This is a genomic window from Rhodospirillum rubrum ATCC 11170 (assembly GCF_000013085.1).
Taxonomy (GTDB): domain Bacteria; phylum Pseudomonadota; class Alphaproteobacteria; order Rhodospirillales; family Rhodospirillaceae; genus Rhodospirillum; species Rhodospirillum rubrum.
This window is the reverse complement of sequence record NC_007643.1, coordinates 4,137,188-4,157,553: the sequence shown is the minus strand read 5'-3', so window position 1 is coordinate 4,157,553 and position 20,366 is coordinate 4,137,188. Positions and strand designations below refer to the sequence as shown.

Annotated in this window: 24 protein-coding genes; 16 read left to right on the top strand and 8 right to left on the bottom strand. The window is 65.6% G+C overall.

Features of this window, described 5'->3' with window-relative positions; all coding sequences use genetic code 11:
- Nucleotides 1-24: 24 nt before the first annotated feature.
- The 3 genes from hemJ to hemE all read right to left on the bottom strand — a co-directional run bounded on the left by hemJ (nt 25) and on the right by hemE (nt 2,873).
- A complete protein-coding gene (gene hemJ, locus RRU_RS18685) occupies nt 25-471 on the bottom strand; it encodes a protoporphyrinogen oxidase HemJ (RefSeq protein WP_011391365.1) in 447 nt (148 codons plus the stop codon).
- 141 nt (nt 472-612) lie between these two features.
- Entirely contained in the window at nt 613-1,701 is a 1,089-nt protein-coding gene (gene hemH / locus RRU_RS18680) for a ferrochelatase (protein WP_011391364.1), read from the bottom strand.
- A 125-nt stretch (nt 1,702-1,826) separates the two neighbouring features.
- Complete coding sequence (gene hemE / locus RRU_RS18675) at nt 1,827-2,873, bottom strand: uroporphyrinogen decarboxylase (RefSeq protein ID WP_011391363.1); 1,047 nt, start codon at nt 2,871-2,873, stop codon at nt 1,827-1,829.
- A 491-nt stretch (nt 2,874-3,364) separates the two neighbouring features.
- Here hemE and RRU_RS18670 point away from each other — a divergent pair, with 491 nt between their 5' ends.
- Genes RRU_RS18670 through dnaQ form a run of 5 tightly spaced genes read left to right on the top strand, consistent with a single transcriptional unit; the run spans nt 3,365 to nt 7,037 of the window.
- A complete protein-coding gene (locus RRU_RS18670; protein ID WP_011391362.1) occupies nt 3,365-4,192 on the top strand; it encodes a pyruvate, water dikinase regulatory protein in 828 nt (275 codons plus the stop codon).
- On the top strand, nt 4,189-4,797 hold the full coding sequence (locus tag RRU_RS18665; protein WP_011391361.1) for a Maf family protein: 609 nt from the start codon (nt 4,189-4,191) through the stop codon (nt 4,795-4,797). The genes RRU_RS18670 and RRU_RS18665 overlap by 4 nt, the downstream gene beginning before the upstream one ends.
- The gene (locus RRU_RS18660) at nt 4,794-5,645 is read left to right on the top strand and encodes a shikimate dehydrogenase (RefSeq protein WP_011391360.1); all 852 of its coding nucleotides are present in this window, start codon (nt 4,794-4,796) and stop codon (nt 5,643-5,645) included. Before RRU_RS18665 ends, RRU_RS18660 begins: the two co-directional genes overlap by 4 nt.
- Nucleotides 5,646-5,662: 17 nt before the next feature.
- Nucleotides 5,663-6,352 (top strand): dephospho-CoA kinase, encoded by a 690-nt coding sequence (coaE, locus tag RRU_RS18655; protein ID WP_011391359.1) that lies wholly within the window; start codon nt 5,663-5,665, stop codon nt 6,350-6,352.
- Entirely contained in the window at nt 6,345-7,037 is a 693-nt protein-coding gene (gene dnaQ / locus RRU_RS18650) for a DNA polymerase III subunit epsilon (RefSeq protein ID WP_011391358.1), read from the top strand. Before coaE ends, dnaQ begins: the two co-directional genes overlap by 8 nt.
- Nucleotides 7,038-7,191: 154 nt before the next feature.
- Here the strand turns inward: dnaQ and secB are convergent, their stop codons facing one another.
- The gene (secB, locus tag RRU_RS18645) at nt 7,192-7,674 is read right to left on the bottom strand and encodes a protein-export chaperone SecB (RefSeq protein ID WP_011391357.1); all 483 of its coding nucleotides are present in this window, start codon (nt 7,672-7,674) and stop codon (nt 7,192-7,194) included.
- A gap of 115 nt (nt 7,675-7,789) precedes the next feature.
- Entirely contained in the window at nt 7,790-8,353 is a 564-nt protein-coding gene (locus RRU_RS18640) for an FxsA family protein (protein WP_011391356.1), read from the bottom strand.
- A gap of 209 nt (nt 8,354-8,562) precedes the next feature.
- On the opposite strand from RRU_RS18640, the gene RRU_RS18635 reads away from it, so the two are divergent.
- The 8 genes from RRU_RS18635 to RRU_RS18600 all read left to right on the top strand — a co-directional run bounded on the left by RRU_RS18635 (nt 8,563) and on the right by RRU_RS18600 (nt 15,189).
- A complete protein-coding gene (locus tag RRU_RS18635; RefSeq protein ID WP_011391355.1) occupies nt 8,563-9,222 on the top strand; it encodes a Tim44/TimA family putative adaptor protein in 660 nt (219 codons plus the stop codon).
- A gap of 19 nt (nt 9,223-9,241) precedes the next feature.
- Complete coding sequence (locus RRU_RS18630) at nt 9,242-10,429, top strand: murein transglycosylase A (protein ID WP_237703804.1); 1,188 nt, start codon at nt 9,242-9,244, stop codon at nt 10,427-10,429.
- 233 nt (nt 10,430-10,662) lie between these two features.
- Nucleotides 10,663-11,421 carry a (Fe-S)-binding protein gene (locus tag RRU_RS18625; protein ID WP_414153048.1) on the top strand — a complete coding sequence of 253 codons (759 nt, stop codon included), beginning with the start codon at nt 10,663-10,665 and terminating at the stop codon, nt 11,419-11,421.
- Nucleotides 11,422-11,433: 12 nt separating this feature from the next.
- Complete coding sequence (locus RRU_RS18620; RefSeq protein ID WP_011391352.1) at nt 11,434-12,852, top strand: LutB/LldF family L-lactate oxidation iron-sulfur protein; 1,419 nt, start codon at nt 11,434-11,436, stop codon at nt 12,850-12,852.
- Nucleotides 12,849-13,460, top strand: a complete 612-nt coding sequence (locus RRU_RS18615; protein WP_011391351.1) for a hypothetical protein — start codon at nt 12,849-12,851, stop codon at nt 13,458-13,460. Before RRU_RS18620 ends, RRU_RS18615 begins: the two co-directional genes overlap by 4 nt.
- A 106-nt stretch (nt 13,461-13,566) precedes the next feature.
- Nucleotides 13,567-14,241 carry a LutC/YkgG family protein gene (locus RRU_RS18610; RefSeq protein WP_011391350.1) on the top strand — a complete coding sequence of 225 codons (675 nt, stop codon included), beginning with the start codon at nt 13,567-13,569 and terminating at the stop codon, nt 14,239-14,241.
- On the top strand, nt 14,228-14,818 hold the full coding sequence (locus tag RRU_RS20155; protein WP_011391349.1) for a Smr/MutS family protein: 591 nt from the start codon (nt 14,228-14,230) through the stop codon (nt 14,816-14,818). Before RRU_RS18610 ends, RRU_RS20155 begins: the two co-directional genes overlap by 14 nt.
- Complete coding sequence (locus RRU_RS18600; RefSeq protein WP_011391348.1) at nt 14,815-15,189, top strand: helix-turn-helix domain-containing protein; 375 nt, start codon at nt 14,815-14,817, stop codon at nt 15,187-15,189. The genes RRU_RS20155 and RRU_RS18600 overlap by 4 nt, the downstream gene beginning before the upstream one ends.
- A 22-nt stretch (nt 15,190-15,211) precedes the next feature.
- Here RRU_RS18600 and hslU read toward each other — a convergent pair whose 3' ends face one another.
- The 3 genes from hslU to RRU_RS18585 all read right to left on the bottom strand — a co-directional run bounded on the left by hslU (nt 15,212) and on the right by RRU_RS18585 (nt 17,843).
- The gene (gene hslU / locus RRU_RS18595) at nt 15,212-16,519 is read right to left on the bottom strand and encodes an ATP-dependent protease ATPase subunit HslU (RefSeq protein WP_011391347.1); all 1,308 of its coding nucleotides are present in this window, start codon (nt 16,517-16,519) and stop codon (nt 15,212-15,214) included.
- Nucleotides 16,516-17,079: an ATP-dependent protease subunit HslV gene (gene hslV, locus RRU_RS18590; RefSeq protein WP_011391346.1), complete on the bottom strand. Its 564-nt coding sequence runs from the start codon at nt 17,077-17,079 to the stop codon at nt 16,516-16,518. Before hslV ends, hslU begins: the two co-directional genes overlap by 4 nt.
- Before the next feature lie 293 nt (nt 17,080-17,372).
- A complete protein-coding gene (locus tag RRU_RS18585; protein WP_011391345.1) occupies nt 17,373-17,843 on the bottom strand; it encodes a helix-turn-helix domain-containing protein in 471 nt (156 codons plus the stop codon).
- Nucleotides 17,844-18,022: 179 nt separating this feature from the next.
- Between RRU_RS18585 and hisB the strand changes: the two genes are divergently transcribed.
- The 3 genes from hisB (at nt 18,023) to hisA (ending at nt 20,362) form a co-directional block, all read left to right on the top strand.
- Nucleotides 18,023-18,622, top strand: a complete 600-nt coding sequence (gene hisB / locus RRU_RS18580) for an imidazoleglycerol-phosphate dehydratase HisB (protein ID WP_011391344.1) — start codon at nt 18,023-18,025, stop codon at nt 18,620-18,622.
- Nucleotides 18,623-18,930: 308 nt separating this feature from the next.
- Complete coding sequence (gene hisH / locus RRU_RS18575) at nt 18,931-19,575, top strand: imidazole glycerol phosphate synthase subunit HisH (RefSeq protein WP_011391343.1); 645 nt, start codon at nt 18,931-18,933, stop codon at nt 19,573-19,575.
- 61 nt (nt 19,576-19,636) lie between these two features.
- Nucleotides 19,637-20,362, top strand: a complete 726-nt coding sequence (hisA, locus tag RRU_RS18570) for a 1-(5-phosphoribosyl)-5-[(5-phosphoribosylamino)methylideneamino]imidazole-4-carboxamide isomerase (protein ID WP_011391342.1) — start codon at nt 19,637-19,639, stop codon at nt 20,360-20,362.
- The last annotated feature ends 4 nt before the right edge of the window (nt 20,363-20,366 follow it).

Genomic DNA, 20,366 nt, shown 5'->3' with positions numbered 1-20,366 from the left:
GAAAAACCCTGTGAAACCCCGGGGTTAAAACGGCTTTAGAATCACCATCGGGATGATGATCAGCATCATGACCGTCGGAATCTCGTTCGCGTATCGGTAGAAGACATGGCTGCGGGTGTTACGATCGGCTTCAAAGTCGCGCCGCCAGCGGGCATTAAACATATGCATGGTGATCAAACCGGCGACCATCAGCAGCTTCACATGAAGCCAGCCGCTAGACAGCCAGCCTTCGATCATCAGCAGGCCGGTCACCAGAACGATGATCATCGACGGGTTCATGATGGCGCGCAGCAAGCGGCGCTCCATGATCTTGAATTTTTCCGAAGCGGCCGAGCCCGGGGTTTCCATGGCGTGATAGACGAACAGGCGCGGCAGATAAAACAACCCGGCCATCCAGGTGATGACGGCGATCACATGCAGCGTCTTCACCCAGGCATAGGGGTCGGTGTACTCAACTCCATAGGAGAGCATGACGATCCTCTTTCTCTCTTAAGCCCCGTCGGCATCCACCAGCCGTTGATCCCCTCTGGCGGCGCCAACCCTCGTCAAGGTGTCCGCGACACCACGACAGGTCGTCAAGCCTTTTGGCGGACCCCCGGCCAGGAACCGCGTCTATTTTGTGTCGCCGCCGCGCGACTGGGCCTCGGCTTTGCGCGAGGAAAGGTGCAGACACCGCCCCCAGCGTCCTTCGCAAACCCGGCGATTGAGGTGGGAACAGGGCCGGCCATCGCTGCGCATGGCCCGTTCGACCAGCCCGGCCAGACCGCCGATGAAGGCCGGATGCTCGCGCACCGTGGGTACGCGCACGTATTTGGGCACGCCCCGCTCCTCGGCCAGCTCGCCGTATTCGATATCAAGCTCGACCAGGGTTTCCGAATGCTCCGAAACAAAGGCCACCGGCACCACCACCAGCGGCCGCCCCTCGCGTCCGGCCTTGGCGATCTCGTCTTCGGTGCTGGGGCCGATCCATTCCAGCGGCCCCACCCGGCTTTGATAGCAGACCTGGTAATCCAGGCCCTCCACGGCCATGGCGGCCACCACGGCGTTCACGGTCGCCTCGACGTGGGATTGGTAGGGGTCACCGGCATCCACCACCTTGCGGGGCAGCCCATGGGCGGAGAACAGCACCCGGGGCGCCGGCAGACCAACGGTGCTTTCGCGCACCTGCTCCAGACCCCCCAGGGTGCGTTCGGCCAGGGCGGTGATCAAGCCGACCTCGGTGGCGTAACAACATACCGTATGGGTCTGCGCCGTCAGCCCGGCCTTCTCGGCCTCGACCGTCCATTGGTTCAACGACGATCCCGAGGTGGTGCCCGAAAACTGCGGATAGAGCGGCAATAACACCACCTGATCGGGGTTCCACGCCTTGGCCGCCTTGACCGCTTCGCGGGTCAAAGGCTTCCAGTAGCGCATGGCGATCAGGCAACGGGCGTCATGTCCGCGCTCGCTCAGGGCCTTTTCCAGGGCTCTCGCCTGGCCCTCGGTCTGTTCGAGCAGGGGCGAGCGTCCGCCGAGATGACCGTAGATCTCGCGGGCGATCGGCGCTCGCCGCCAGGAAATCAGCCGGGCGAGCACCCAACGGGTCAGGCTCGGCCCCTCGATGATCGCGGGGTCGTTGAAAAGATTGAACAGAAACGGCCGCACGGCTTCAGGACTGTCCGGTCCGCCCAGATTGAACAGGACGACGGCGATACGGGCCATGCCAAACCTTTCAAGGCCAAAAGCGAAAAGGGTCCAAGACGGCCGCCTTCCAGCCCCCCAGGGGCTGGAAAACGACCGATATACCTCTCGGACCCGAGGCCCTACCGGGCTTGATCAGAAATGTTCTAACGCGGCGCGCGAACCAAGTCGATCAGGCGAGCAACATTCTCGGGAGGGGTCTGCGGCACAATGCCATGCCCGAGATTGAAGATAAAGGGTCCATGGCCAAGGGTATCAAGAAGGCGCTTGACCGCCTGTTCCATCAGCGGACCGCCCTCGACCAGCAGCAAGGGATCCATGTTGCCCTGCACGGTGCACAGCGGCTGCAGGGTCTTGGCCGCCCAGGCCAAAGGAACCGAGGCGTCGAGCCCAACGCCGTCCACGCCGGTTTCCCGGATGAAGGTCTCGTAAAGAACCCCGGCGCCTTTGGGAAAACCGATCACCGGAACCCCGGGGCGCTGTTCGTGAAGGGCGCGGGTGATCCGGCCGATCGGCTCGATCACCCAGCGATGGAATTCCGTTTCCGGCAGAACGCCGGCCCAGGTGTCGAAAATCTGGATGGCTTCGGCGCCGGCGTCGATCTGGGCGATCAGATAATCGGTGGTGGCGCTGATCAGCACCTCCATCAGGGCGGCGAAATCATCGGGACGGCTGTAGATCCACGATTTGGCCACCGAGAAATCCTTACTCGACCCGCCTTCGAGCATATAGGTCGCCACCGTCCACGGCGCGCCGGCGAAACCGATCAGCGCCGTCGTCGACGGAATGGCGCTCGCCAGACCCCGCACGGTCTCAAACACCGGCCCCAGACGCTCGCGCAGTTTTCCGGGCTCAAGCGCCTCGACATCGGCACGGCTGGTCAGCGGATCAAGAACCGGTCCCTCGCCTTGCTTGAAAGCGACCTGCCGACCGATGGCGTTGGGCACCACCAGAATATCGGAAAACAAGATCGCCGCGTCGAAGGCGTAACGGCGCAGCGGCTGCAGGGTGACCTCCACCGCCAACTTCGGGGTGTAGCACAGATCGAGGAACCCACCGGCCTCTTCCCGGGTCGCCCGATACTCGGGAAGGTAGCGTCCAGCCTGACGCATCAACCATACCGGCGGCGGACTCAGGGTTTCGCCGGCCAGGGCTTGGAGAAAGGGCTTTTGGGTCTTGGACGGCACGCTCACGGGTTCACTCCCCTGTTGGCATTGTCGGTTCCCCGGCGGCTGGCGCCATCCGGTTCAGTCGGTCCTGCATAATATAAAAGGAAAAGAAAAGAAAAGGTGGTGGTTGTTGATGGTCCTGTGGACAACGGGGATTACCGATTCCCCCGATTCCATCCACGACTCTTCAAACGGCCGCGAACCCTGTGGATAACTCTGGGGGCGAAACTTTAAGCGAGCCCGGCAAACTCGCCGGAATGCGGGGAAAAAAGCGGGATCCCGAAAATGGGGATAACGGGACTCGTTGAACGGTTTTCCCGGGATTCACGTTATCCACAGGGCGGAAAAACGCTGACTCACAAGGGGGCGGAATTCCGTGTCGTTTTGCGCTCTCCGTGAACGGTTTTCCGTTCCTCCAAACGCATCGCGGAGTCTTCCCCGTTATCCCGTGTTTTCCACAGGCCGCCGATCGGCTAAAACGAGCGTCTTGAGTTCTGGGGAGGCCGGGTCCGCCGATGTCGATGCAATCCCACCACGTCCATCTGGTCTCCGACGCCACCGGAGAGACCGTCAGCAACGTTGTCCGGGCCTGTCTGGCCCAGTTCGAGGATGTTCGCGTCGTCCAGCACCGCTGGTGGCTGCTGCGCAGCCCCAGTCAGGTCGGCCGGGTGATCGAGGGCATTCAGCGCGATCCGGGAACCGTGGTCTTTACCGTGGTCGATCCGGAAATCCGCCGGGCCCTGGAAGAGGCCTGCCGCCTGATCAATATTCCCTGCGTCGCCCTGCTCGATCCGGTGATGGACGCCCTGGCCTTGGTCCTTGAAACCAAGGGAAACCAACAGCCCGGACGCCAATACACCCTTGATGAGGGCTATTTTTCGCGGATCGAGGCGATGCATTTCGCCCTCGCCCTCGATGATGGCCAGTCCCTTGATCGCCTGAAGCAGGCCGAGGTGGTGGTGGTCGGCGTCTCGCGCACGTCAAAAACGCCAACCTGTATGTTTCTCGCCAACAAGGGGATCCGTGCGGCCAATGTGCCGCTGGTGCCCGGCATCGATCCGCCGGCCGAATTGATGGATCTGGCCGGGCCGCTGGTCGTCGGCCTGACCCGCGATCCCAAAAGCCTGTCGGACATGCGGCGATCGCGCTTGCGGCTGATGCGCGAGGATGGCGACAGCCCCTATGCCGAAGAGGATTCCGTTGCCCGCGAGGTGCGCGAGGCGCGGCGCCTTTATGCCCGCATGGGCTGGACGGTGATCGACGTCACCCGCAAATCGATTGAAGAGGTGGCCGCCACCATCATGCAAAAGCTTGGCACCGCGCCCTGGGGCGAGGGGCTGTGAGCGCCCTGGTTCCCCCTGTTCTGCTGGCCTCGTCCAGCCCGTCGCGCGGACGGCTGCTCAGCGAGGCCGGGGTGCCCTTCACCGCCGCCGCCCCCGGTGTCGATGAACAGGCGATCAAGGCGTCCTTGAAGGCCGAGGGGGTGAGCGCGCGGGACGCGGCGATCCATCTTGGCGAATGGAAGGCCCGCCGTTTATCGCTTGCCCATCCCCAAGCCCTGGTCATCGGCGGCGACCAGATCGCCGCGATCGATGATCTGTGGCTTGATAAGCCCGGCAGTCTGGCGACCGCCCGCCAGCATCTGCTGCTGTTGCGCGGGCGGACCCATGTTCTGGAAACCGCCGTGGTCGTTCTGCGCGACGGCCAACGCCTCTGGCACCATCTGGCGCGGCCGAAAATGACCATGCGGTCCTTTTCCGACGCCTTTTTGGAAGATTACCTCGATCGCGCCGGCGCCGGCATCACCGCCTGTGCCGGAGCCTATCAGATCGAGGGACTCGGCTTGCAGTTGTTCGCCGCGATCGAGGGCGATCTGTTCTCGATCCAGGGATTACCCCTGTTGCCGCTGCTTGATTTCCTGCGCCCCCATGGAGTTCTGCTGTCATGATCACCGGCAAGGCCCGGGTCGCCGGGGTGATCGGCTGGCCGGTCGGTCATTCGCGCTCGCCCCGTCTGCATGGCTTCTGGCTGGCCCGCCACGGCATCGATGGCGCCTATGTGCCCTTGGCCGTCGCCCCCGAGGCGCTGGAGCGCGCCCTCGCCGCTCTGCCCGCCCTGGGGCTGGCCGGGGTCAATGTCACCGTTCCCCATAAGGAGCACGCGCTGGCGCGCATGGACGCCCTGACCGAACGGGCGCGGCGGATCGGCGCGGTCAATACCATCGTCTGCCAGAGCGATGGCCGGCTGCTTGGTGACAACACCGATGGCTTCGGCTTTCTTGAGAACCTGCGCCAGCGGCGGCCGGACTGGCGGGCCGGGCACGGTCCGGCGGTGGTGCTGGGCGCCGGCGGCGCGGCGCGGGCGGTCTGCGCCAGCCTGCTCGAGGCGGGCTGTCCGGCCCTGACCCTGGTCAATCGCGATCAGGGGCGGGCCCGCGCCCTGGCCGAGGCCCTGGCCGCTTGGTCGCCGGTGCCGATCACCCTGGCGACCTGGGACGAGGCGCCCCGGACCCTGGGCGGCGCGGCGCTGCTGGTCAATACCACCTCGTTGGGCATGGTCGGCCAGCCGCCCCTGGATCTGGACCTACGGGGCCTCGCGCCGAGCGCCCTGGTCACCGATATCGTCTATGCCCCCCTGGAAACTCCCCTGCTGGCGCGGGCCCGGGCTTTGGGCCTGGCCACCGTCGATGGCCTGGGCATGCTTCTCCACCAGGGGCGGCCGGGGTTCGAGGCGTGGTTCGGCGTCGCCCCCGAGGTTGACGACGCGCTGCGCGCCGCGGTTTTGGGTAAACCTTAGCAAAGGGCTGCCCAGCGATGGCGGCGAAAAGCCTGGGCGATCGCCTGCGGCGGCGGGCGGCACGATGGCCGGTGATCATCGGGCTGACCGGGTCGATCGGCATGGGGAAAAGCACCCTGGCCCGCATGGCGCGGCGCCTTGGCGTGGCCGTCCATGACGCCGATGCCACCGTTCACGCCCTGCTTGGCCGACGCGGGGCGGCGGTGGCGGCGGTGCTGGCGGCCTTTCCCGGGGTTGGCACCCTGACAGAGGGCATCGACCGCAAGGCCCTTGGCGCCCGGGTCTTTGGCCGGCCGCCGGCCCTGGCCCGGCTGGAAGCGATCCTTCATCCGCTGGTGCGCCGTCGCGAGGCAGCCTTCCTGCGGTGCTGCGGTTTGGGACGGCGCAAGGTGGTGATCTTGGACGTGCCGCTGCTTTTTGAAACCGGCGGCGAGCATCGCTGCGACCGGGTGATGGTGGTCAGCGCGCCGGCTTTCCTGCAAAGCCAGCGGGTTCTGCGGCGCCCGGGGATGACGGCGGCGCTTCTGGCCGATATCCGCGCCCGCCAAACCCCCGAGGTGGTGAAACGGCTCAACGCCGAGGCGGTGGTGCCGACCGGCCTGGGGCCACGGCCGGCCTTGCGGGCCCTGCGCGCAAACCTCACAATGGCCCGATCGGGCGTGCGCCGCTGGCGCCGCGGCAAGAGGACCTATCGACCCCATGCGTGAAATCGTTCTGGATACGGAAACCACCGGGCTGGATCCGGCGACCGGCGACCGGCTGGTGGAAATCGGCTGCATCGAGCTGATCAACCACATGCCGAGCGGCAATGACCTGCATCTTTACGTCAATCCCGAGCGCGACATGCCGCCCGAAGCCTTCCGCGTTCATGGCCTGTCCGAGGCGTTTCTCGCCGATAAGCCGCTGTTTGCCGAGGTCGTCGACGAATTCCTGGCCTTTATCGGCGAGGATCGGCTGATCATCCATAACGCCGCCTTCGACATGAAATTCCTCAATGCCGAATTGGCCCGCCTGAAGCGGCCGCCGCTGCCGATGAGCCGAGCGCTCGATACCCTGCGCATGGCCCAGGCGCGCTTTCCCGGGGCTCAGGCCAGTCTGGACGCCCTCTGTCGGCGTTTTGGCGTCGATACCTCGTCGCGCACCAAGCATGGCGCCCTGATCGACTGCGTGCTGCTGGCCGAGGTTTATCTGGAACTGATCGGCGGGCGTGAGCCCGGGCTCGCCCTGTCGGCCGACAAGCGCCGCGACGGGGCGGCGGTGCAGGTGGCCCGCCCGTTCCGCGCGCCACGGCCCCATGCCGCCAGCCCCGAAGAACTGGCCGCCCACGAGGAGTTTCTGAAAAAGGTCAAGGATCCGATCTGGCGGCGCGACGCGCCCAATCCCCCGTCGTAACAACGGCGGCAGGAGAAAGTTTCCCGGCGTTTTGAGCAAATCCCAAGCGATCTGGACCGGATCGCGGCGACGATTTGCTTGACGATCAAGATGGTGGAGCGGTGTGGGGGAACCAGATGTCCCACGCACCGCTCCAACCCGGGAGAGGAGAAGATCAGTTTGCCGCGGCGTTCTCGGCGGCGGCCTGGGACTGGGCGGCCTGAACGCGGTTGCGATACATGGCGGCGAAATCCAGGGGCTGGATCATCAACGGCAGGAAGCCGCCGTCGCGGGTGAGGTCGGCCAGGATGTTGCGGGCGAAGGGGAACATCAGGCGCGGCACTTCGATCAGCAGCACCGGATGGATATGCTCGTCGGGCAGGTTGACGGTGGCCACGGCGCAATAATCAAGCTCGGCGATGAAGGCCACCTTGCCCTTGATACGGCCTTCGATGCGGAATTTGAGGCTGACTTCGAAGAAGCGCTCGCCAACCGGGGTGGCCGTGACATCGACATTGATCGGCACTTCGGGCTGACCGTCGAGTTCGGCGAAGATCCGCGGGGCGTTGGGCACCTCGAAGGACAGATCCTTGATGTACTGGCCGTTGATGATCAGGGGGGCCTGGTCGGCACCCGGGGTAGCGGTTTCGTCGCTCATGGTCTCTCTCTAATCGGCTTTGACGGGCTGTGCCGGGATTGTCGGGCGGGCACAGGCGTATCACGATGGACCCGGGGGCTCAACCGCCCGCCGGGGGGAAGCTGTCGGGCCCCTTTTAGGACTTCTTTGCCCAGGGATTGGTGTCTTTCGTCTTGGTAAGATCGACCGGCGGGGTTTTTTCCGCAGACGCCTCGACCTCGACCTCGACGAAATCGCCATCGATCACCGGACCCTTGCCGCCGCCCGGTTGCGGACCAAGGCCCGATCCGGGACCGAAGGGGGCCTGGGCGCCACCCTGCAGGTCAAGGCCGTGGAGCGAGACCGAGGTTTGCAGCCGCTTGGCCAGGACGCCGCGCAACGCGTCGCGGATCGGCGCGATCAGCAAAAGCAGGGCGGCGACATCGGTGACGAAGCCGGGAATGGCCAGCAGAAAGCCGCTAGCCAGCAGGCAGGCGCCATCGAAGATCTCCTTGACCGGCAGCGTCCCGGCGTCGAGGGCGGCCCGCGCCCGGGTCAGGGTGATCAGACCCTGAAAGCGGATCAGGGCGATACCCGCCAGGGCCGACAGAATGACCAGACCAACCGTCGGTCCCGCCCCGATCGCCTCGCCCACCTTGATGAAAGTGGCGATCTCGGCGATCGGCAATCCGACGAACAATGCGAACAGCGCGATACCCATACTTGCTGACCTCCCCGGAGCGCCTTATTTTTGGAACAGTCATCATAGCACCCTCCCCGGGTCGGGGTTCAACCGGTAGGTTAGGACCCTGGTGCGGGGAGAAGCGCTTTTCGACGATTGCCTAAGGCCAAAAAAACACGGATGGCCGGTGGTACGCGGCGGATAGTTGCGTTAGGGTGCCCCACGCCAAACCTCCAGACCGGGCCGCCATGAACGAAGGCTTTCAGTATATCGATATCATCTTTTTCGCTATGATCGCGGCTTTTCTCGTCTTGCGGTTGCGAAGCGTGCTGGGTCGTCGCACCGGAGAGGAGCAACGCCGCCCCGATCCCTTTGCCCAGCCCGAAAGCGCCCAAGACAACGTGATCGACCTGTCGGGCCGCAAGGCCGTGGCCGGGCGACCGGGGGATGGCACGCTGGCCGGGGGATTGACCCAGATCCAGTTGACCGATCCGTCGTTTTCGCCCGAGGGCTTTCTGATCGGGGCCAAAGCGGCCTTCGAGATGATTCTGATGGCCTATGCCAAGGGTGACAAGGCGGTGCTCAAGCCCCTGCTCGCCGGCGAGGTCTTTCAGAATTTCAGCCGGGCGATCGACGAGCGCGAGCAGGCCGATGAAACCATGGAGACCGATCTGGTCGGTTTCAAAAGCGTCGAGATCCTGCGCGCCGGCATGGATGGCCAGGATGCCCTGGTCACCGTCAAATTCGTCACCGAACAGGTCAATTCCGTGCGCGACAAAAGCGACACGGTGGTCGACGGCAATCCCAATCAGGTGGAAGAGGTCACTGATATCTGGACCTTCCGCCGCGATACCGTGTCGAACGATCCCAATTGGGACCTGATCGCCACCCAAGTCCCCGAGGAATGAGTTCCCGGGCATGGGCGCGATGAACGGCACGTCCGGGCGGCGGCTGTCGACGGCAACCCGGGTCGCCGCGATGGCCGGGGTTCTGCTGCTGGCGGCCTGCGGCGGTCCGTCGTCGCGTCCGGGCCTGGTCAGCCGGCCGGCGGGCGTTGCCGGACCGGTCTCCTATCAGCGCGTCGCCATCGAAGGGCTGCCCGGCTGGTCGACCGACCGCGTCGCCGATGCCCTACCGGTGTTCCGGCGGTCGTGCGAGCGGCTGCGCGCGGTTTCCCCGAATTCCATGGTCGGACCCTCGGTCTGGGGATCGCGGGCAAGCGATTGGCAGGCGGCCTGTGCCGTCGCCGCCCGCCTTCCGGCCTTCGATGACGACGCGGCCCGGCGGTTCTTCGCCGAGCGCTTCCAGGCTTGGCAGGTGACCGGGGCGGGCGATCCCACCGGTTTGTTCACCGGCTATTACGAAGCCGCCCTTGATGGCTCGCTTTCGCCCAGCGCCGTCTATTCCACCCCGATCTACGGCGTGCCGCTTGATCTACGCATGGAAGGCGGCAAGGGCATGCGGGTATCGGGGGGGCGCAGTCTGCCCTATCCCGATCGCGCCGCCATCGAGGAGGGCGCCATTTCCGGTGTCGCCCCGGTGATCATGTGGGCGCGCGATCCGGTGGACGTGTTCATGCTCCATATCCAGGGCTCGGGACAGGTCCGCCTGCCCGATGGCCGGATCCAACGCATCGGCTATGCCGCCAACAACGGTCATCCCTTTGTCGGCATCGGCGCCATCATGCGCGATCGCGGCCTGGGCGACGGGTCGTCGATGATCGCCATCCGCGCTTGGTTGCGCGCCAATCCGGCCGAGGGCCGCGCCCTGATGCGCGAAAACCCGCGCTTCATCTTTTTCCGCCCGATCGAGGGCGAAGGACCGATCGGCGCCCAGGGTCTGCCTTTGACCGGCGGGCGCAGTCTGGCCGTTGATCCGTCCAGCGTTCCCTTGGGCGCCCCGGTGTGGCTGGCGACCTCGGATGCCCACGGCGAAACCGTCAACCGCCTGATGGTCGCCCAGGATACGGGCAGCGCCATCAAGGGCGCGGTGCGCGGCGATTTCTTCTGGGGAAGCGGCGAGGAGGCGCTTTACCACGCCGGCGGCATGAAGTCGGCCGGGCGGTACTGGGTGCTTGTCCCGCGCGGCGGGCGCAACGCGGTTGCGCAAAACTAGGGCTTGGATTTCTTGTCAAAGGCCCGCCATCGGGCCATTCTGCCCAATGGGAGTGGCCAGGACCCTGGCGGGGAAGGCTCCATGAGCCCCCGCCGCTGGCCGCCCGCTCGTTGCTCTAAGAGATCCTCACCCTCCTTAGCCAGACGCCCCGCGCGTCCAGGAAGACAGTCAGACCGACCATGACCGACGACAGTCCACTCGGGGGCCCGCGCGTCGGGTTCTTCATCACTTGCATGACAGACCTGTTCCGCCCGACGGTGGGATTCGCCGCCATCCGCCTGCTGACCCGCGCCGGCTGCCGGGTCGAGGTTCCCGCCGATCAAACCTGCTGCGGCCAGCCCGCCTTCAATTCGGGGGCGCGCGATCTGGCCATCACCCAGGCCAAGCGGGTGATCGAAACCTTCGAAGGCTTCGATTATCTGGTCGGCCCCTCGGGAAGCTGCCTGGGGATGATCCGCGTCCATTACCCGGCCCTGCTCGCCGAGGATGCGGCCTGGGCCGGGCGGGCCCGCGCCCTGGCGGAGCGCAGCTTCGAAGTGATGTCGTTTCTGACCGATGTGCTCGATTGGGATGATATCGACGCCCGCTTCGATGGCGTTGTCACCTATCACGACACCTGTTCGGGGGTGCGCGAGGTCGGGATTAAGGCCCAGCCCCGGCGTCTGCTGGCCAAGGTTCGCGGGCTCGAACTGCGCGAACTGGCCGCTCCCGAGGAATGCTGCGGCTTTGGCGGAACCTTCTGCGTGAAGTATCCCGAGATTTCCGGGCGCATGGTTGACGAAAAACTGCGCGATGCCGAGGCGACCGGCGCCACCACCCTGCTTGGCGGCGATACCAGCTGCCTGCTCAATATCGCCGGTCGCGCCCGGCAAATCGGCTCGCCTTTGGCGGTGCGCCACGCTCTCGAGGTTCTGGCCGGAATGGCCGAGGGCCCCGGATTGGGGGATGGCGCCGAGACCCCGCCAAGCCCTCGCGTCCCCCATCCGGTCTGAAGGACGCGCCCCATGGATCCCAAAAGCCGCGCATTCAAGGACAACGCCCGCAAGGCGCTGACCGACGACACCCTGGCCTCGGCCTTGGGCACGATGAAGGCCGGTTTCCGCCGCGCCCGGGCCGAGGCGATCGGGCGATTGCCCGAATTCGACGCCCTGCGCGATGCCGGCCGCGACCTGAAAAACCATGTTCTGGACAATCTCGATTTCTATCTGGAGACCTTCGAAGCCAAGGTGATCGCCCAGGGCGGCCACGTTCATTGGTGCCGCGACGCCGCCGAGGCCCGCGAGACCATTTTGGCCATCTGCCGCGACTCGGGCGCGAAAACGGTGACCAAGGGCAAGTCGATGATCACCGAGGAGATCGGCCTCAACGCCTATCTCGAGGCCAATGGCGTCACGCCGATCGAAACCGATCTGGGCGAATACATCATCCAGCTGCGCGGCGAGACCCCCAGCCACATCGTCGCCCCGGCCATCCACCTGCGCCGTCCCCATGTCGCCGAGGCCTTCCGCAAGGCCCATACCCAGTTCGCTGCCGATCGCCGGCTGGAAGAGCACCGCGATTTCCTCGACGAGGCCCGCGCGGTGATGCGGGGGAATTTCCTGGCCGCCGATGTCGGCATCACCGGCGCCAATATGATGATCGCCGAGACCGGATCGACGGTGATCGTCACCAACGAGGGCAATGGCGATCTGACCCAGTTGCTGCCGCGCGTGCATGTCGTGGTCGCCAGCCTGGAAAAGATCGTGCCGACCCTTGATGACGCCGCCCTGGTGCTGCGCCTGCTCGCCCGTTCGGCCTCGGGTCAGGACATGAGCGCCTATACCACCTTCTCCACCGGCCCGCGCCGGCCGGACGACGTCGATGGCCCCGACGCCTTTCATGTCGTGCTGCTCGACAACGGCCGTTCCGACATGCTGGGCACGGGTTTTCAGGAGATGCTGCGCTGCATCCGCTGCGCCGCCTGCATGAACCACTGTCCGGTCTATGGCGCCATCGGCGGCCACGCCTATGGCTGGGTCTATCCCGGGCCGATGGGCTCGGTGCTGACCCCGGCGTTGATCGGGCTGGAGCAGGCGGCCGATCTGCCCAACGCCTCGACGCTGTGCGGGCGCTGCGAAGAGGTTTGCCCGATGCGCATCCCCTTGCCGCGCATGCTGCGCCACTGGCGCGAAAAGGAATTCGAGCGCCATCTGACGCCAAAGCCGGCGCGCTTCGGCCTTGGCGCCTGGGCCTTCGTCGCCGCCCGCCCAGGGCTTTACCGGCTGACGACGCGGTTGATCGCCGGGGCGCTGTCGCGCCTTGGCGGAAAACGCGGCCATCTGCGCTCGCTGGGGCTGGCCAATGGCTGGACGGCGGTGCGCGCCATGCCCGCCCCCGAAGGCCGCACCTTCATGGACCGCTGGCGGCAGGGGGAGCGGCCATGACGTCTCCTCCGCCCGAGCGGCCGCCGGAAAACCCCTCCGAGCCGCCGCGGATCGAGCCCGATCTGCCGCAGCCGCCCTCGGCGGCCGAATTGCGGGCGCGCGCCCTGGCCAAGGCCAAGCACCTTGAACGCGATCGGGCGCTGCATGAAAGAATGCGGATAGCTCACGAGAATGGCCTGATCACTTTTTACACGAACTTCCGCCACCTTAATCGGGGGGGGTCGCCGGTGTTCAGCGTCACCGATAATATGGTGCCGTTGCTGTCTTTGCTGCTGATCAGCGTCGGCTTGCTGTTCGTGTCGATTTTCGCCGGTCTTGGGGCTTTGATCTTCACGTCGATAGCCTATCTTTTCCTTTTGCGGCCCTGGATCGCCCGGCGCCTGCGCGAGCGGACCATTCGCAAGATGATGGAAAGCGCCCATAACTGGACGGTGCTTTGGCAGTTTGGCGGCATTGTCATCACCTTGGCGTCCAATCCCCGTATCGGCTGCGCCGCGCCGGGATCGGACTGGCGGGCGATCGCGCGCAGCTTCGTCGCCCACGCGCAAGGGCCGGGTCTGGGGGTCGGTGAACACGACGCCCGACCGTTCACCGACGGACCGCGGTGAGTCGGGGAGCGGCGAGCGGCGACCAGGGTTCCCGCACACCGCTCTAAATCTTGATCTGGCGGCCTGCGGCCGATTACGAAAAAATCTTATGGAGACTCCAGTGGCTATGACCAGCGCCCGCGATAGCGTTCTCGGCTCGATCCGCCGCGGGCTGCGCCGTGGCCCCCTGACGGGGGCGGCGGCCGAGGCTTTGCGCGCCCGTTTGGCCAATCCCCCCCCCGGTCCGCTGCCCGAACGGGCCAAGGGCGCCGGCGAGGATCGGCTTGCCCGGTTCATCGACATGGCCGAGCGGGTCTCGGCCAGCGTCGCCCGCGTCCAGGGCCTTGATCAGCTCGCCCCCGCCCTCGCCGAGTATCTGAAGGCCCATAATCTGCCGACCACCGTGGTCGCCAGCGACGATGCCATCCTTGATGGGCTGGCCGATCATCCAATGCTCACCGTGCGGCGCGGTCTGCCGACGCCGGGCGATACGGTCGCCGTGGTTCCCGCCTTTGGCGCCATCGCCGAAACCGGCACCCTGGCTTTGCGCTCGGGGTCCGAACGGGCCTCGACGCTGAATTTCCTGCCCGATACCCATGTCGTCGTTCTGCGCGCGGCCGATTTGGTCGGCGGCCTAGAAGAGATCTGGGCGCGGCTTAGGGCCGAGGGCCAAGGCGCTCTGCCGCGCACGATCAATTTCATCACCGGTCCGTCGCGAACCGGCGATATCGAACAGACCATTCAGCTGGGGGCGCATGGCCCCTTGCGCCTGCATATTCTGATCGTCGATGAGTCGGCGTAAGTATGGCCTGACGCCCGAGGATCTTCAGGCCTGGGAGCAGCTTGCCCGGACGACGCGGCCTTTTGATCGCGCGGGGCGCGGCGCCCCGCCGGCCCCGCCGCTTCCCCCCGAAGCCGCCGCCGGGCGGCCGGCCGATCCCTCCCCGTCCCCTCCGCCCCCGGTCCCGCCTGCGGGGCCGGCCGGTGCCCGTATGCGCCCGCCGGCGCTCGGCGATTTGCGTTCCGGTCACCTTGTCGATATGGATGGCCGCACCGCCGGTCGCCTCAAGCGCGGCCGGCTCGACATCGATGGCCGCATTGATCTGCATGGCATGACCCAGGAAAGCGCCCATGCGGCCCTGCGCGGCTTCCTGCGGCGCGGCCGCGAGCAGGGCTGGCGCTGCGTGCTGGTCATCACCGGCAAGGGCGGCAGGTCGGGGGACAGCGGCACCGGGGTTCTGCGCCGCGCCGTGCCGATGTGGTTGAACGGTGTCGATCTGCGGCCGCTGGTCGTGGGCTTCATCAACGCCACCCCGCGCCATGGCGGCGAAGGGGCGCTGTATGTCATGCTGCGCCGTCGCCGCGAGTCCGGGCCATGACGCCCTTTGGCGCCCGCCTGCGCGCCCTGCGCGCGGCGCGCGGCCTGACGCTAAAGGCGATGGCCGAAGACCTCGGCTTGTCGGCGGCCTATCTTTCGGCCCTCGAACACGGCCGGCGCGGGCGCCCCGCCCCCGGTCTGGTGATGCAGATCTGTGGATTGTTGGGCTTGATCTGGGATGACGCCGAGGACCTGAAACGTCTGGCCCTGGTCTCCCATCCCAAGGTGACTCTCGATACCGGCGGCTTGGAGCCGACGGCGACCTTGCTGGTCCATGAACTGGCCGAGGTCCTCGAGACCCTGGACCCGGGCGAGATCGAGTCCTTGCGCGCCCTGCTGCGGGCGGCCCGTCGATCGGCCCGCCCGCGATAGGGGTTCCCCGGTCTACACCGGTTTACAGGATGAACCGCGACAGATCGGCCTTGGCGGCCAGGGCGCCGACGCGCTCCTTGACCATGTCGCGGGTGACGACGATGGTTTCGCCCGAACGGTCGGTGGCGGTGAAGCTGATCTCCTCGAGCAGGCGCTCCAGGACCGTATGCAGGCGCCGCGCCCCGATGTTTTCGACCGAGCCGTTGATTTCGGTGGCAATCTCGGCGATGGCCTCGACCGTGTCGTCGGGAAACTCCAAGGTGACGCCCTCGGTCGCCAGCAGGGCCTTGTACTGGGTGATCAGGCTGGCTTCGGGTTCAAGCAGGATGCGCTTGAAATCGCCGGCGTTGAGCGCGCTCAACTCGACGCGGATCGGCAAACGGCCCTGCAGTTCGGGCAGCAGATCGGCGGGCTTGGCCGTATGGAAGGCGCCCGAGGCGATGAACAGCACGTGGTCGGTCTTCACCGGACCGTATTTGGTTGAAACCGTCGTGCCTTCGATCAGCGGCAGCAGGTCGCGCTGAACGCCCTCGCGGCTGACGTCGCCGCCCCGGCGTTCCGACGCCGTGGCGATCTTGTCGATTTCATCAAGGAAGACGATGCCGTTGTTCTCGACGGCGGCGATGGCGGCTTTGACCACCTGCTCCTCGTCGAGCAGCTTGTCGGCCTCCTCGCGCACCAGAACGGCGTGGGAGTCTTCGACCGTCATCTTGCGCGCCTTGGTGCGGTTGCCAAAGGCCTTGCCGAAGATGTCGTTGAGATTGAGCATGCCCATCTGGGCCCCGGGCATGCCCGGAATATCCATGGTCGGCAGGGCACCGCCGCTGTCTTGGACCTGAACCTCGATCTCCTTGTCGTTGATCTGGCCTTCGCGCAGCATCTTGCGGAACTTCTGGCGGGTTTCGGGCGAGGCGCGATCGCCGACCAGGGCATCGAGCACCCGCTCCTCGGCGTTGGCCTCGGCCTTGGCGTTGACTTGCTTGCGCAGGCGGTCGCGCTCCTGGGTCAGGGCGGTTTCCACCAGATCGCGGATGATGCTTTCCACGTCGCGGCCGACATAGCCGACCTCGGTGAATTTGGTGGCCTCGACCTTGAGGAAGGGGGCCTGGGCCAGTTTGGCCAGACGGCGGGCGATCTCGGTCTTGCCGACGCCGGTGGGCCCGATCATCAGGATGTTCTTGGGCAGCACCTCGTCGCGCAGGGCCTCGGACAGCTGCTGGCGGCGCCAGCGGTTGCGCAGGGCGATGGCGACGGCGCGCTTGGCGTCCTTCTGCCCGACGATGTGGCGATCAAGCTCGGAAACGATCTCGCGGGGGGTGAAGGCGTTCATAGGACTTCCACGGTCAGATTGTGGTTGGTGTAGATGCAGATATCGGCGGCGATCGCCAGCGAGCGCCGGGCGATGACCTCGGGATCGAGATCCTCGCTGACCAGGGCGCGGGCGGCGGCCAGGGCAAAGGGACCGCCCGAGCCGATGCCGATCAGCCCGTCTTCGGGTTCAAGCACGTCGCCCGTGCCCGTCAGCACCAGCGAGACGCCCTTGTCGGCCACGGCCATCATCGCCTCGAGCCGGCGCAGATAGCGATCGGTGCGCCAGTCCTTGGCCATTTCCACGCAAGCCCGGGTCAACTGCCCGGGGTATTGCTCCAGCTTGGTTTCCAGGCGCTCGAACAGGGTGAAGGCGTCGGCGGTGGCTCCGGCGAAGCCGGCGATCACCGAGCCGCCGGCCAGCGGCCGCACCTTGCGGGCATTGGCCTTCATCACCGTATTGCCGAAGGTGACCTGACCGTCGCCGGCGATCACCACCTTACCGTTCTTGCGCACCGACAAAATGGTCGTGCCGTGCCAGACGATGGAATTGTCCGAGGGGGAGGCTGGGGAGGAAGACATGGCGGAGTGGGATCCTCGTCCGGGAAGGGGGCGCGCGGTCGATGGGGGTGGGCGCAAGGCCGCGAAACGGGTGGCGCGCCGCGAAAGCTTTGTTTTAGGCGAAAAGTCACCGACACAACATGGGAAAAACCCCCGTCGCCGGTCAAGGGGCGTCGGAGGGGCGGGTGAAAACACCAGCGGAAAGGTTATCAAGGGGGGGTAACGGTGGCGGGCCGGGGCGGCACCGGGGGGGGGTGCGGCGGCTTATCGGCCGGACCGGGGCTTGGGAGCCCGGGCCGGCCGGCAAGACCGGGTTAGTCCCGCCCGGACAGGCTTTTAAGCAGATCAAGGGCCCGCTTGCGCACCGTATCGGTGGGCAGGCGCCAATAGGCGCGGATCAATTCGAGCGTCTCGTTCTTCTGCAAAGGATCCTGTTCGTAGGCGGGGATCGCCGGCTCGGACAGGCCGGAGCCGGTAATGTCGGGAACAATCGGCGCCAGTCGCGCCGAAGTCACTTCGTCGCCGATATCTTCGAAGAAAAAGGCCACCGGGACGCCCAGAACCTTCGAAATATCGTATAAACGGCTGGCGCTGACACGATTGCTGCCGCGCTCGTACTTCTGGATCTGCTGGAAGGTCACGCCAACGGCGTTGGCGAGCTGTTCCTGACTCATTCCAAGCAGGGTTCGACGCAGTCGCAGACGGCGACCAACATGCACATCAACGGGATCAGGCGACTTATTGATGCCATCTCCCAGGGTCTCTTCGGTTTTTGACCTTCTCACGTTCTTGCCCCATGATCTAGACGGGTTTGACCATGTGAACCCGGTTTTAAAACCTTAGCGTGTCCGGGTTCACGACTCCAGTTCTTTCAAAGGCTGGGCGGCGATGATGGCTTTTTTTATCCTTGCATTCCGCCCATTTACCGCATCCTGACTAGGATGCTTTTGGAGAAATACTCGGCATGCGACAGGCCACCGTCACGCGCGCAACCAAGGAAACAGAGATAACCGTCTGGCTCGACCTGGATGGAACCGGGCAATACGAGGTTTCAACGGGCATCGGCTTCCTTGACCACATGCTGGAGCAAGTATCGCGCCATAGTTTGATGGATCTGCGGGTACATGCCAAAGGTGATACTCACATCGATTTCCACCACACGACCGAGGACACTGGACTGGCGATCGGTCAGGCGGTGACCCAAGCGTTAGGAGATCGCAAGGGAATTCAACGGTATGGCTCGGCTCTCATCCCTATGGACGAGGCGCTGACCCAGGTTGCGGTGGATCTGTCCAATCGGCCCTACCTCATCTGGAAGGTCGATTTTTCCCGGGACAAGCTAGGCGATATGGATACCGAACTCTTCAAGGAATGGTTCCAGGCATTCTCTCAAACAGCCGGCGTAACGTTGCACGTTGCAAATCACTATGGGGAAAACAACCACCACATCGTTGAATCCTGCTACAAAGCCTTGGCACGCGCGCTCCGCCAAGCTTGGGAAATAGATCCCAGGAAAGCGGATGCGGTCCCCTCCACCAAAGGGGTGCTTGGTGGCACCCTCTAGAACACGTTGAGACCGTTTTCCTCATCCTTTGGTCGGATGTTTCGGAAACGGCCGGCGGTAACTGACCATGGAATAATTCAACTCGCAAGTAGATTGAGCATCGATGGGAAACGTTTCCAGGGGTGGCGGGTCACGCCATCCCTTGGCATGACCCTCGCCAACCTGCTAAAACCGCTGCGCGGGCCAGCCGGAAGACGGTCGCTATCGGTGCGATTTTCCACGGTCTTTTGGGTCTTTTCCGCTTTTTTGACAGGCTCCGGGCCCGGGTTGGCGCCCTGCCCGGCGCCCTCATCGGGGTCCAGGCTGTGATGCGTGTCGCGCTTATCGATTATGGCTCGGGCAATCTCCGTTCGGCGGCGAAAGCCCTCGAACGGGCCGCTCGCGACGGTGGAGTCGCCGCCGAAATCGTCGTTACCCGCGATGTCGAGGGGGTCCTGGGGGCCGATCGCGTGGTGCTGCCCGGCGTCGGCGCCTTCGCCAATTGCCGGCGCGGCTTGCAGGGCATCGATGGCATGGTCGAGGCCCTGGCCGAGGTGGCGCTGGTCCGCGCCCGCCCCTTCCTTGGCATCTGCGTCGGCATGCAGCTGCTGGCCGACGAGGGCGTGGAATATGGCCGTCACCCCGGTCTGGGATGGATCGGCGGCACCGTGGAAGCGATCAGCCCGGCCGACCCCGCCCTCAAGATCCCCCACATGGGATGGAACAGCCTGGATTTTCAGGCCGATAGTCATGCCTTGCTCGCCGGCATCGAGCCGGGGACCCATGTCTATTTCGTCCATAGCTACCACTTCCGCCCCGCCGACCCGGCGACGCGCTTGGCCAGCGTTGAATACGGCGGGCCGCTGACCGCGATGATCGGCCGGGAAAATCTGGTCGGAACCCAGTTCCATCCCGAGAAAAGCCAGGCCGCCGGGCTGCGCCTGATCGCCAATTTCCTGCGCTGGGCCCCGTGACCCCCGCCCTGCGCGCGGCCCTTCCGTCCTTTGCCCCCGCCCCTTGTTTTAAGAGACCCCGATGATCTTGTTTCCCGCCATCGACTTGAAGGACGGCCAGTGCGTTCGCCTGCGCAAGGGCGAGATGGATCAGGCGACCGTCTTCAATGACAGCCCGGCCGATCAGGCCGCCGCCTTCGCCCTGGCCGGCTGCCGGTGGATCCATGTCGTCGATCTCAACGGCGCCTTCGCCGGCCGGCCGGTCAACGCCCCGGCGGTCGAAGCCATTCTGGCGGCCGTCGATCTGCCGGTGCAGCTTGGCGGCGGCATCCGTGACTTGGCGGCGATCGATCTGTGGCTCGACAAGGGGGTGCGCCGGGTGATCCTGGGCACCGTGGCCCTGCGCGATCCGCAACTTGTGCGCGAGGCCTGCAAACGCCATCCTGGACGGATCGCCGTTGGCATCGACGCCCGCGGCGGCATGGTCGCCGTCGAGGGCTGGGCCGAAACCAGCGCCGTCAGCGCCCTTGATCTGGCTTTGCGCTTCGAAGACGCCGGGGTGGCGGCCATCGTCCATACCGACATCGACCGCGACGGCCTGCTCGCCGGACCCAATCTCGACGCCACGGCCGCCCTGGCCGAGCGGCTGACCACGCCGGTGATCGTCTCGGGCGGGGTGGCCAGCCTTGACGATCTGCGCGCCATCAGGGCGCGGGCGGCGGCCGGTCTGGAAGGCGTGATCAGCGGTCGGGCGCTCTATGACGGTCGCATCGATCTTGCCGAGGCTCTGGCGGTTCTGGCCGATTAAGCGC